General features: G+C 37.8%; 11 protein-coding genes. 1 reads left to right on the top strand and 10 read right to left on the bottom strand.

The genetic code is table 11. The features are described 5' to 3' along the window. Positions 1 to 190: 190 nt before the first annotated feature. The 5 genes from pepF to spxA all read right to left on the bottom strand — a co-directional run bounded on the left by pepF (position 191) and on the right by spxA (position 6408). Positions 191 to 2008, bottom strand: coding sequence for an oligoendopeptidase F (pepF, locus tag C0966_RS02400; protein ID WP_274853579.1), 1818 nt, complete (start codon positions 2006 to 2008; stop codon positions 191 to 193). Between the two features lie 122 nt (positions 2009 to 2130). Next, complete coding sequence (locus tag C0966_RS02395) at positions 2131 to 3327, bottom strand: competence protein CoiA (RefSeq protein ID WP_274853578.1); 1197 nt, start codon at positions 3325 to 3327, stop codon at positions 2131 to 2133. Between the two features lie 88 nt (positions 3328 to 3415). Further along, on the bottom strand, positions 3416 to 4927 hold the full coding sequence (cls, locus tag C0966_RS02390) for a cardiolipin synthase (RefSeq protein WP_274853577.1): 1512 nt from the start codon (positions 4925 to 4927) through the stop codon (positions 3416 to 3418). Positions 4928 to 5013: 86 nt separating this feature from the next. Beyond that, complete coding sequence (gene mecA, locus C0966_RS02385) at positions 5014 to 5682, bottom strand: adaptor protein MecA (protein WP_274853576.1); 669 nt, start codon at positions 5680 to 5682, stop codon at positions 5014 to 5016. A 330-nt stretch (positions 5683 to 6012) separates the two neighbouring features. Further along, entirely contained in the window at positions 6013 to 6408 is a 396-nt protein-coding gene (gene spxA / locus C0966_RS02380) for a transcriptional regulator SpxA (protein WP_274853575.1), read from the bottom strand. Between the two features lie 537 nt (positions 6409 to 6945). Between spxA and C0966_RS02375 the strand changes: the two genes are divergently transcribed. Continuing rightward, positions 6946 to 7134: a hypothetical protein gene (locus C0966_RS02375; RefSeq protein WP_274853573.1), complete on the top strand. Its 189-nt coding sequence runs from the start codon at positions 6946 to 6948 to the stop codon at positions 7132 to 7134. A 364-nt stretch (positions 7135 to 7498) separates the two neighbouring features. Here C0966_RS02375 and C0966_RS02370 read toward each other — a convergent pair whose 3' ends face one another. From C0966_RS02370 to C0966_RS02350, 5 genes are all read right to left on the bottom strand, one after another. Beyond that, positions 7499 to 8434 carry an ABC transporter ATP-binding protein gene (locus tag C0966_RS02370; protein ID WP_274853572.1) on the bottom strand — a complete coding sequence of 312 codons (936 nt, stop codon included), beginning with the start codon at positions 8432 to 8434 and terminating at the stop codon, positions 7499 to 7501. A gap of 1 nt (position 8435) precedes the next feature. Beyond that, positions 8436 to 9503, bottom strand: coding sequence for an ABC transporter ATP-binding protein (locus tag C0966_RS02365; RefSeq protein ID WP_274853571.1), 1068 nt, complete (start codon positions 9501 to 9503; stop codon positions 8436 to 8438). 12 nt (positions 9504 to 9515) lie between these two features. Continuing rightward, a complete protein-coding gene (locus C0966_RS02360) occupies positions 9516 to 10433 on the bottom strand; it encodes an ABC transporter permease (RefSeq protein WP_274853570.1) in 918 nt (305 codons plus the stop codon). 2 nt (positions 10434 to 10435) lie between these two features. Then, the gene (locus C0966_RS02355; protein ID WP_274853569.1) at positions 10436 to 11371 is read right to left on the bottom strand and encodes an ABC transporter permease; all 936 of its coding nucleotides are present in this window, start codon (positions 11369 to 11371) and stop codon (positions 10436 to 10438) included. Positions 11372 to 11476: 105 nt separating this feature from the next. Beyond that, entirely contained in the window at positions 11477 to 13126 is a 1650-nt protein-coding gene (locus C0966_RS02350; RefSeq protein WP_274853568.1) for a peptide ABC transporter substrate-binding protein, read from the bottom strand. Between the last annotated feature and the right edge of the window lie 221 nt (positions 13127 to 13347).

Genomic DNA, 13347 nt, shown 5'->3' with positions numbered 1-13347 from the left:
TTTAAACAACCGCAATCGATTTAAAGGGTTTAGAAATTAACCAGCCGCAAATACGGATCTGCGGCTGGTTTTTCATTCGGCTGTTTCTCTATGCAGAAAATTGAAAAGGTAACAAAACAAGGTGAAAAGAGATAAAAATTCGTTGTGATTGTTTCTCTATTTTATTGAAAAATGAGATGGCAGCAAAACACTATGAAAGCAAACTTTCCATTTCATTTAGTTTTTCTTCAAAAACTTTACATGCTTCTTCGATCGGTTTTGGACTCGTCATATCCACTCCTGCTTTTTTAAGCACTTCGATCGGATAATCGGAACTGCCCGCTTTTAAAAATTCAATATAACGGCTTACCGCCGGCTTCCCTTCTTCAACAATTTGTTTGCTTAATGCTGTTGCAGCGCTGAAGCCGGTTGCATATTGGTACACATAATAATTGTAATAAAAATGAGGAATTCTTGCCCACTCAAGGCCAATTTCTTCATCAATTTCAATATCTTCTTGACCAAAATATTTCTTATTCAGTTCATAATATTCTTTCGTTAACGTTTCAGCTGTCAACGGCTCATTATTTTGCGCTTTTTGATGAATAAGATGTTCAAATTCTGCAAACATTGTTTGGCGAAACACCGTTCCTCTGAATCCTTCCAAATAATGATTCAGCAAGTAGAGGCGTTTTTGCTCGTCATCAATTGTTTTTAAAAGATAATCATTTAACAGTGCTTCATTGCATGTTGAGGCGACCTCTGCCACAAAAATTGAATAGTTGCCATATGGATATGGCTGGCTTTTGCGTGTATAGTAACTATGGACTGAGTGGCCGAGTTCATGGGCAAGCGTAAATAAATTGTTTACATTATCCTGCCAGTTCATTAAAATATATGGGTTTGTTCCATATGCACCGGAAGAGTATGCTCCGCTTCGCTTGCCTTTGTTTTCATGAACGTCAATCCAGCGGTTTTCAAATCCTTCTTTCAGCACATTTACGTAATCTTCACCTAGCGGGGCCAATCCCTTTACAATGATGTCCTTTGCCTCGTCGTATGAGATTTCCATTTTTACGTCTTTCACTAAAGGAGTGTATAAATCATACATATGAAGTTTGTCTAAACCGAGAACTTTCTTGCGCAGCTTGACATAGCGGTGCAATAAATGAAGATTGTCATTTATTGTATTCACAAGATTATCGTACACGCTTTCGGGAATGTTATTTGCAGCCAGTGCAGCATGGCGGGCTGAGTTGTATTTCCGGATGCGTGCATTGAAATTATCTTTTTTCACCGTACCGCTTAATGTGCTGGCAAATGTATTCCGGTACTTCCCGTAAGTGCTGTATACCGCCATAAATGCATCCTTTCGAACCCTGCGGTCGCTGCTTTCAAGGAACCGGATGTATCTGCCATGAGTGACTTCCACTTCTTCCCCGTTTTCATCTTTTATACTCGGAAACTCAAGATCTGCATTGTTTAACATTCCGAATGTATTGCTTGATGCATTCATGACCTCTGCAGCTTCTGCCAATAGCGCCTCCTGCTCGGCAGACAAGACATGAGGCCTTTGTAAATTGATTTCTTCTAATGCATGTTCATACAACTTTAATTCTTGCTTTTCTTCTAAAAAGGAAGCAACCTTTTGTTCGTCAATTGCCAATATTTCAGGAACAATAAACGCGAGGGCACTCGCTGCCTGTGTATAAAGGTTTTTGATTCTGTCATCCATTCCTTGATAAAAAGAATTGGTTGTATCTTGGTCATAACGCATATGCGCATATGTATACAATTTCCCGAGGCGTTCCAACAATTGATCTTGGAAAGTTAATGCATTGTATAACTCTTCTGCGCTTTCACCGAGCTTCCCTTTAAAACGGTTAATACCTGGAATTAACTCCTTCACTTCTTTGAATTCTTTTTCCCATTCATCATCCGTTGCAAAAATATCCTCAAGCCTCCAGGTGTATTCGACCGGGATTTCATTTCTTGCGGGCAATTTTTTTGCTGCTGTATTGTTTGACATAAGCAACCTCCGTTCAACTTTTCAAATAATGAAATACATTCAACCTTCGCCTGAAAAATCCTTCCTAAATGTGTGAATATCCACTCCCTATTGTATGTTCTATGATATTAAACATACAAAAATTAAAGGTTTCGTTCAATGATCTTGCCATATTGTCGATAAAAGTCTTCTTCGAGTGTTGATTTTTGAAATGAATTTTCCGGTATGTTGATTGTTGAAACACGGTATGATCTTTGACCGGCTTTTGTTAATGCTCCTGTTATAGAAAGTAGAGATAAATATTCCCAAACTGCAAAAGAAGGATGTCCATTTTTGATTAATGGAAATTCCCGAACTTTAACGTGCTTTCTTTTTACCCTTGAGACAAAAGATGAGTAAACTTGATCAAAGGTAATCATATCACCGGGTTGGCATTTATTTATAATATCAATCCAAATATAACATTGCCAAATAATTGGGGAAGTTTCAATATAGGGACTGTGAAAGACAGGAAGGCCGATATACGAAGGAAGATATGAGACGTTTAAATGATTCTTATATATCTCTTTTAGAAACGGATCAGAGAAGGCTCTAGGTCTCATGACAAGCTGCCGTTTAAAATTTTCTATTCCTTTTCTCCAATCAAAACTTGAAAAATTATTATTCAATACTGGATAAATAATCTCATTTAAAGAGGCTGTTGCGAGGTGGAATAAAGATAATGATACGATCGTATTCCTTATAGAAAGCGGAACAATTGAGTGAAGATATATGAATTGGCAACTATTGGGGCAAAAAAACGGAATGTACATGGTGCGGTCCATTTTTCGCAAGAAGAGATAATGAAAGCTTGAAATAGAGGCAGTATTCTTTCCTTTGCGGTTAAGTTGATTTGCTCCTACGATCCATAAAGGAATGAAGCCATTTTGAACGTAACTTTCCGTTCTTTTTCTGATAATTTCCTCCGGTATAGCCGAGCATTGAAATTCAATTACGTATTTTTTATTGTCATATAGAAATAAGATGTCAGGTCTTTGCCTAATTTCCGGAAGATACGGCTCAAGAGCTGGTTTTGCTCCTTCCATTTTTAGCCACTCATATAACTTCAGCTTGCCTGCCAAGTGGTAATCCGATTCCCGTTCATAAAAATTCCTTTTGCAAGACTGGTCCTTTTGATGTGCAAAATGGGCGATCTTTTTTGACCCGATTTTTAAAATGACCTTTTGTTTACATACCGGGCAGTAAAATTCCTCCTTTTTGAAAGTCTGACGGAGCAAGTCCCGATTCGGGCAATCTCCTAAAGAAAATAACTCTCCATTTTTTCTTCTGGCTACAAGCATCATATAACCTCCTTTCTCTCATACATTTCGCTATTATTCTAAAAAATCCTCTTGAAAAAAGAAACCCGGTTCAAAAAACCGGCTTTCTTTACAGTAAAGGCGACAAGAGTCTTGATGTCGATTCTAATAGTCGATATCCTAAATGGCGTTTATTAAACTCTTCCGGATCAATTTGGGACGAGTGTTCCAAATCATTCAAGTATTCCCTCACAAGTGCTTGAGTGCTTTTAGTCCTGTACAAAAATGCATTTACTTCAAAATTCAAATGAAAGCTGCGCATGTCCATATTAGACGTTCCAATTGAAGCAAGTTCATGGTCAACAATAATAATTTTGCTGTGCATGAATCCATTTTCATATTGATAAATTTTCACTCCTGCTTCAAGAAGCTCAGGAAAATAGGAACGCGACGCATGAAAAACAATTCGTTTATCCGGATTTTTCGGAACAAGCAATCGAACATCAATGCCGCTTAACGCAGTAATTTTAATAGCAGAAAAAATATCTTCATCCGGGATAAAATATGGTGAAGCAATCCATACAGATTCTTTCGCTGATGTAATCATGGAAAAGAAGATATTTTTCAAAACGCTCCATTCATTATCCGGCCCCCCAGCAATCAGCTGAACGCCGCCATAAATATTTTCCTTTAGTTCAGGTGACAAATATTCAGCAGTCAAAAAGCTGTGGTTAGTCATATAATACCAATCCTGCAAAAAGATTAGCTGCAGAGTCCTAACTGCTTCCCCTTCGACCATTAAATGTGTATCTCGCCAAAAACCAAAATTTTTATCAAGCCCTAAATATTCGTCTCCGATATTCAATCCACCTACAAATCCAACCGTGCCGTCAATGACGATGATCTTGCGGTGGTTTCGGAAATTAAACTTACTATTTAAAAACGGCAGCTTAACAGGTCCGAAGGCAACCATTTCAACTCCGGCATTTCGTAATTCTTTAATGTATTTTTTCGATAGTTTCCACGATCCGACAGCGTCATATAAAAATCGGACCTTCACTCCTTCTTTCGCTTTACGGATTAGAATATTTTTAATTTTCTGTCCAATTCCATCATGACGGACAATATAATACTCAAGGTGAATATGATGTGTTGCCTGTTCGAGCGCTTTTAGAATATGATCAAACGTTTCATGACCGTTCGTTAATACTTTTGTTGCCGTTGCAAACGAAATTGGACTATTTCCGAGTTTTTGCGCCAAACGAAAGAGCCTTTTCTGGTGGTCTCCCATTTGTTTAATCTTTTCTTCACTTTTCGGATCTGTTTCCCCTTCAACTTGAAGAAAAGCTTGTTTATCTAGAAAATATTTTTTGCGAAACATTCTTTCTTTACGATAATTCCGGCCAAATAGTAAATAAAAAATAAATCCGACTAATGGAAAGCTACCGAGTACAACCAACCATGTTACCGTTTGAGCCGGATGGCGGTTTTCCAGGAAAATAATAAATCCGATAAAAATGACTGAGAGACTGATTATTATACTTAAGTAACCTAATAACCCTCCAGATATTTTATCCTGAAAGAAATAGTAAACGCCGGTTAAAATAATAAAATACAATATGATTCTTACCGTATTTTTCAACTTTACTCACCGCCATTTTTCCAGCCGAAATAAAATCAAAATATTCATGAAAAAATACCGATTTCATTGCCGAAATCGGTAAAATTTCAAGAAAAATATTGTCTGATTGTACGGAATACATCATGAGCGATAATCTGTTTTCCGTACTCTTCAATACGGTGGATAGTCGTATACGCCTCTGTTCCAAATTCCAGAAGAAAACTTAAAACATTGTCTATCTCATCTTCTTCATACTCTTCTTCAGGAAATTCAATATATAAATAATATATCCCTTCAAACGAATATAGTTTCGTTTCCAAAGAATCAAGTTCAGTATTGCGAGAGAGCGAAATTAAGTCCTCAAAATCCGCAAACGCCAGCAAAAAGTCAAGATTGCCATCGTCCATTTCATCGTGGCCTTCTTCAAGCTTTGGATGAAAATGCTGGTCAAGCAGGTCTTCAATCCGTTCATCTACAGGGAGATCTCTAAATTTTTCATCCGGTATCGGCAATTCGAATTTTTGTCCGTCTTTCGATATCTGAGCTTTCGTGACAAGAATTTCAAGCCCTTTTTCAAGTGCTTGTACTTGAATCCAAAGCGGACCTTCCACTGCAAAATCTTCTTCCTGATGAATTTCATCCATCATTTCCCAGAAAAGTTCTTCACTCCGCTCCCGGTTATACCAAATCTCTTCCCGGTCGAAGCCCCTTTCCTCTATATCTACATAAGAAATATAAAACTTTACCGTATTCTCATTTATGCGTTCAATTTCCATTGGAAAACTCTCCCTTCCGATAAATAGATTGAAGGGACTAAATACCCCCATACAGACATATTGTTCAATTCTTATACCCCTAAAGATAATCACTTTAGAAGTAAAAGGCAATAGAAAAATTGTACCTTGTACTCCTATTTTATGATAAAAAGTGCCATAAGGGAAACAAAATGCAGTTATATTAAAAAAATCCGTCATTAACCTATTGAAGCTGATAATATATTCTTTATATATTAACAAAATTATATGACGTAATCAATAATATTTGCTCTTATCCGTAGAAATTAAAAAGCCTTCATTTTCATGAACTTGAAAATGAAGGCTTATCTATTAATTTACAAGGCGCTGCGCTTCACGAAGCTGATAAGTACGTACCTTTCTTGGAAGAAATCTGCGGATTTCATCCTCATTGTAGCCTACTTGCAAGCGTTTTTCATCCATAATGATCGGACGTCTTAGCAAACCAGGGTTATTCTTTATCAGCTCGAATAATTCCTGTAATGGCATAGTTTCCAAATTAACATCAAGTTTTTGGAACGTCTTTGATCTTGTTGAAATTATTTCGTCTGTACCGTCTTCTGTCATTCGAAGGATTTCTTTAATTTCTTCGATTGATAAAGGTTCAGCAAAAATATTTCTTTCTCTATAAGGTATATCGTGCTCTTCAAGCCATTGTTTGGCTTTTCTGCATGATGTACAACTTGGTGAAGTGAATAATGTGACCATTTCGAAATCACACTCCCTTTAAAAAGATATATATACAAACCAATGTTGATTAAAGCAAAATAAAGCGTGTTAATTAAAACTTATTAAAAATTAAAATTACTTTAATTAAGTAATTTATATCATTTATTATACACTACTGTTTGTTGCTTTTGTATCTTTTTTTTATAAAAATGATAAAAGTCATATAAGTGTATTATCATAATATGTAATCCATACTTATAAGACGAAAAGGAAGCAAAAAAGTTTCATTTTTTCTTGATTTTATTACTTTTTTATATTATTCGGCCAATTATGTACATATAAAATAAAAACAGGCTTAATCACTTAATACCCGAATATATTAATTCTAAACTAATATTCTCAATTGGTTCTTGAAAATGAAAATAAAGTTATGAATTGCTATACTGTGTCTCACTGGAGGTATTGCGGATTTCCCTCTTTTAATGCAAGCAAGCATCTTTTAGAATATAAATAAAAGGGATTCTTTTTAATTTTCAATACAGCCTAAACGGCGATAATGAAATTGGAGGTTTTATCATGGTTAAATACCTAACAGATTTTACAATAGTAGCTTTACTTGTCATCGGGATTACGGCAATAATGGGTGTATTAACAAATGGAATCGGCAAAAAAATTTTTGGCGGCAAACGTAAATCCGAATTTGTAGACCAGTCTCTAAAAATGCAAACTGGTTGGAAAACTGTCGGAGGACAGAAAGATAATTAATTCATAATCAACTATGAAAACGTATTCATAGGACTGACTAAAAAGGGTCTTCCCCCGCCAGCTACTCCGCTCGTAAATAAATAACAATTGTACGAAAAACGGCTGATACGCGAAAAAGATCGAAAATTTATAATAGTATTTTTTATCAAATTGTTGTATGATTAATAAAAACGTAAATGCATTAACGGATAAAAAAATTTAAGTGGTACTTCTTTACACAGAAGGTTCATTTCTTTTACATCATTTTTCTTATTTTAGGATCGTTTTTTCTCCGGTATTAAAATGATTTAGCTAAATATGGAAAGAAACTTATACAAACAGAAAACGATCTCAAACTTGAGATCGTTTTTCGATACCTGTTTCCTTATTTATTGATTTGTGCCTTATATTGCGCAAATTCTTTTTCAGAGCAGTAAACAAAGTGGCCCGGACTTATTTCGCGCATTTCAAGTTGTTCACCATCGGCATAATTATGCACTCTAGGATCATATGGTATTCTTTTCCGCGTTCTTTCCGTTTCCGGATCTGGAAGAGGGATCGCAGATAAAAGTGACTTCGTGTATGGATGCATCGGATTTTTATAAAGTTCATTTGCAGGTGCAAGTTCCACCAATTTTCCAAAGTACATAACACCGATTCGATCACTGATATATTTCACCATAGACAAGTCGTGAGCAATAAATAAGTACGTTAATCCTTTTTCACGCTGAAGCTTTTTCAACAAGTTCACAACCTGTGCCTGAATCGAAACGTCCAGCGCAGAAATGGGCTCGTCCGCAATAATAAATTCCGGTTCTACAGCGAGAGCACGGGCAATTCCGATACGCTGCCTTTGGCCTCCGGAAAATTCATGCGGGTAGCGGTTTGCATGTTCTTTGTTTAATCCAACGGTTTCAAGCAATTCATAAACTCTTTGCATCCGCTCTTGTTTGTTTTTCGCCAGTCCATGAATGTCGATTCCTTCTGCAATGATATCCGCAACCGTCATCCTTGGATTCAAGGAAGCATACGGATCTTGGAAAATCATTTGCATTTTGCGGTTGAATTTTTTCAATTCTTTTCGTGATTTTTTTCCATGAACATTTTCACCTTTAAAAAGAACTTCTCCGTCTGTAGCTTCATAAAGACGAATAATTGTCCGGCCGGTTGTTGACTTGCCGCACCCTGATTCGCCAACAAGGCCAAGGGTTTCACCTTTATAAATATCAAAAGTCACCCCGTCAACCGCTTTTACCATATTTGGTTTTCCAACATTAAAATATTGTTTCAGATTCTTAATTTCAAGAAGTTTTTCAGGCATTTTACTTACCCTCCTTCACTAAAATCGGCTTTTCAAAAGCGGAGGATATTTTACGCATACGTTTCTTTACTGCTTCTGGCGGTTCAACCTTAGGTGCATCCGGATGAAGAAGCCATGTTTTTGCAAAATGCGTTTCTGAAATCTGGAACATTGGTGGCTCTTCTTCAAAATCGATCGCCAGCGCATACTTATTCCTCGGTGCGAATGCATCTCCTTTTGGAGGGTTCGTTAAATCAGGAGGCGTTCCCGGAATAGCAGCCAGCTCTGCTTTCTCATCATTCTCAAGGCTTGGCATTGATGCAAGCAAACCCCATGTATATGGATGGCGCGGATCATAAAAGATCTCATCAACAGTACCCATTTCGACAATTTGGCCTGCGTACATAACTGCTACTCGATCAGCCATATTGGCTACAACGCCAAGATCGTGTGTAATAAAAATGATCGATGTACCCATTTTTTGCTGAAGGTCTTTCATAAGCTCTAAAATTTGCGCTTGAATGGTAACATCAAGTGCAGTTGTCGGTTCGTCGGCAATTAACAATTTTGGATTTGCTGCAAGTGCAATCGCGATCATCGCACGCTGCCTCATTCCTCCGGAAAATTCATGCGGATATTGGTTAACGCGTTTTTCCGGCATTGGAATCCCGACTAAACGAAGCAGTTCAATTGCACGTTCTTTCGCTTGGGAAGTCGGCATATTTTGATGTTTGATGAGAACTTCCATAATTTGACGTCCGACTTTCATTGTCGGATTCAAAGATGTCATAGGATCCTGGAAAATCATGCTGATTTCTTTCCCGCGAATTTTTTCCATTTGTTTATCTGTTTTAGTAACAATGTCTTCGCCATTAAACAAAATTTGCCCGCCTGTAATTTTGCCGGGCGGCATCGGAATTAATTTCATTATCGTTTGCGATGTAACACTTTTTCCTGACCCTGATTCGCCAACGATTGCAAGAGTCTCGCCCTTATAAAGGTCAAAGCTGACACCGCGAACTGCTTTCACTTCTCCTCCATATGTCTGGAATGAGACTTCCAAATTTTTAACTTCGAGTAATTTTTCCATTTTCTCACTCCCTTATTTGCGTAATCTTGGGTCTAATGCATCGCGTAGACCGTCCCCGATGACGTTAAAAGCAAAAATCGTTAAGCTTATGAACGTTGCAGGGAAGAATAAACGCCACGGATAGTATTTTAATGCCGGAAGACCTTCTGATGCCATCGTACCCCAGCTGGCTAACGGAGGTGTTAATCCGAGACCTATAAAGCTTAAGAATGATTCTGTAAAGATAGCTGTAGGAATTGTCAAGGTCATAGTAACAAGAATTTGACCCATTGCATTTGGAATCAGGTGGCGCATCATAATGCGTGATGTGCTTGCTCCCAACGTTTTCGCGGCAAGTACATATTCCTGGTTTTTTAGCGACAATACTTGTCCGCGGACGATCCGCGCCATATTAATCCAGCCGGTAATCGTCATGGCAAGAATCATTGTTCCTAAACCTTGTCCTAACACTACCATTAAAATAATAACTAAGAGCAAATAAGGAACACCGTATAAAATATCGGCGATTCGCATCATAATTTCATCAGTGCGTCCGCCTTTATAACCGGAAATGCCTCCCCATAGAACACCGATAAAAAAGTCGATAAGTGCCGCTGCCACTCCGATAAATAGAGAGATTCGTGCACCTTCCCATGTCCTGGCAAAAACGTCACGGCCGAGATCATCGGTTCCGAACCAATGCTCTGATGATGGCGGTTTATTCGTATTCGTTAAATCGTTTGTTGCATAATCATATTCTGTCATATATGGTCCAAAGATTGCCATAAAAATAAGTAAAACCAAAAGTACGACCCCAAACATGGCAAGCTTGTTTTTTCGAAAGCGTATAGACACATCTTTCCAGAAAGAAAGACTAGGTTTTGAGATTTTTTCTGCGTCTGATGTTTTTGGTCCAACAATTTGAAATTTCTCTTTTGATATCTGCTGCATTGTTACTCTCCTTTCTTTCCGCCGGCCAATTTGATGCGCGGGTCAATTAAACTGTACACTATGTCGACAAGGAGAACAGACGCTAAAAGTAAAATACTGTAAAAAACAGTTACACCCATGATAACAGTGTAATCGCGATTGGTAATGCTAGTGACAAAGTGATTACCTAGGCCCGGGATACCGAAAATCTGTTCGATCACGAAACTTCCGGTAATGATCCCTGCAGAAAGCGGTCCCATATAAGATACAACTGGTAAGAGTGCATTTCGGATCGTATGTTTTATTGTAATTGCCCATTGGCTTAGACCTTTTGCTTTCGCTGTTTTTATATAATCATTGCTTAACACTTCCAGCATACTGGAGCGTGTTAATCGGGCAATAAATGCCATTGGCGTTGAAGCTAGCGCCAGTGCCGGCAAAACAGAATGCATAAATGATTCCCATCGGGCAACCGGGAAAATCCCCATTTTAATTGCCAAAAAGTATTGCAAGAACGTTGCCATAATAAAAGACGGAACAGAGATTCCTGCAACAGCAATAATCATGGCTGAATAGTCTTGCCATTTATTATGTTTCAGTGCAGCAATTACTCCTAATACAATACCGAATGCAACTGCGATTAAGATTGCTTCTATTCCCAGTGCCAATGATACTGGAAAGCCTTCGTTGATTAAATCATTGACGGTGCGTGCTTTGTATTTAAATGAAGGGCCTAAATCCCATTGAACAATTCTTTTTAGATAATCCCCATACTGTACATACCAAGGCTTATCAAGTCCGTAGTGCTCATTGAGGCTCGCCTCAATTTCAGGAGGCAGCTGCTTTTCTGATGTAAAAGGGTTTCCTGGTGCTAATCTCATTAAGAAAAACGTTGCTGTAATAATTAACCATAAAGAAATTGCCATATACAGCAAACGTTTTGAAATGTATTTTGCCAAAAGACACACCTCCATATTTTTCTAATAAAGAGCTTTATTCAGAAACGAAGGTATATGGACATAAAGCCCATATACCTTTGGTGATTTTTCATTCAATTTTGGTGATTATTCAAAATAAGCCCACTTTAATTGGACCTCGCCAAGACCAGACATCACAGCGCCTTTAAGGTTATCTTTTTGAACCCATGTGTTAGTGTAGAAATAAATTGGCGCAACCGGCATTTCATCGATAAAGATTTCTTCAGCATCTTTTAACATTTGAAGACGTTTTTCAGGATCGCTTTCTTTTTGAGAATTAATTAGAAGCTGCTTAAATTCAGCGTTCTCCCAGAATGTATCGTTGTTACCGCCATTTTTGTCTCGGTAAAGTTCAAGGAAGTTGATTGGATCGTTAAAGTCACCCAACCATCCCATACGGCCGATCATGTAATCACCGGAGTGAAGTTTATCGATGTAGACATTCCACTCAGCATTGTCAAGAGTTACTTTAATGCCAAGGTCTTTTTTCCACATATCTTGGATCGCTTGAGCGATTTTTTGGTGTGCTTCATCTGTGTTATAAGAAAGCGTGATTGGCGGTAATTCAGAAACATCTTTTAATCCTAGTTCTTTTAATCCTTTAGCCAAGAACTCTTTTGCTTTCTTCACATCATGATCCTTGAAATAGCCTTTTTCGTTTTCTTTGAACATGGAAGGAGGAACAGCTGCCATCGCAGGAATTTCTCCGCCTTGAGTAATGTTTTCTACAATTGCTTTACGGTTGATTGCATATGCTAAAGCTTTGCGAATGTTTACGTTGTTTAATGGCGGTTTTTCAGTTTGGAATTTATACCAATAAGTACCTGCAATTGGCTCCACATGGAGTTTTCCTTCATCCTTCAATTGCGGAAGAACGTCGGTCGGAAGCTCTCCAAATGGCTTACCTGCCCAATCCAAATCACCGTTATCAAACATAGAAAGCTCCGTATTAGGTTCGTTGATCATGTACATTTCAATTTTTTCAAGTTTTACAGAATCAGCATCCCAATAATTTTCGTTCTTTTCAAGAACGATTTTGTCGCTGTGAGACCATTCAACCATTTTGAAAGGTCCGTTAGAAGTATATTGATCGCCGGCATTCGTATGCCACTTTGGATTTTTTTCAGCAATTTTGCTGTTTACAGGGAAATAAGTATAGAACGCTGTTAACTCCAAGAAATATGGAGTTGGGTTTTCAAGCGTAACTTCCAACGTTTTGTCATCAATTGCTTTAACGCCTACTGCATCAAGGGAACCTTTGCCTTCGTTGGCAGCTTGTGCACCCTTTATGTAGTACAGCTGGTAGGCATATTGAGATTCATTTTTAGGATCAAGAGCCCATTTCCAAGCATAAACGAAGTCTTGGGCAGTGACTGGGTCTCCGTTTGTCCATTTCGCATCTTCGCGAATTTTAAAAGTGTATTTTGTTAAATCATCGGATGTAGTGATTTCTTCTGCCATAGCAGGCTGAGGCTCACCATTTTTGTCAATCCGAGTTAAACCTTCAAAAGTTTGATGTAATACGTTTCCGGAAACAGAATCGTTTGCCAACCCAGGATGTAAAGAGAACGGCTCTGTTTTAATGTTTACACGAAATTCTTGAGGAACATCAGGATTAGCCCCGCCGTCTCCTTTTTTACCTTTGTCACCGTCCGCGCTGTCTCCGCCGCCGCATGCAGCGAGGAACATGCTCAGAACAAGCAACATGCTGAAAAAGATTGATAATCTTTTTTTCACGGTTTTACCCCCCTATAAAAATTCCACAAACGCTCTTTACGATATGTCCTTTCTTCTATAAACAACTGTACGCCTCAGGTATATTTCTTAAATAATCTGTCAATTTAAATCACATGAATTCCAAGACTATTTAGAATATACAGAAAAAACAAGTTTATAATATTCTATCAATCATACTTTTTATTCTGAAAATTCAGAGTTAAAAGTGTGATCAATAGTTA

It is taken from the genome of Bacillus methanolicus (genome assembly GCF_028888695.1).
GTDB lineage: Bacteria > Bacillota > Bacilli > Bacillales > Cytobacillaceae > Bacillus_Z > Bacillus_Z methanolicus_B.
The sequence above is the reverse complement of the archived record's forward strand: the minus strand, read 5'-3'. Positions and strand labels throughout refer to the sequence as shown.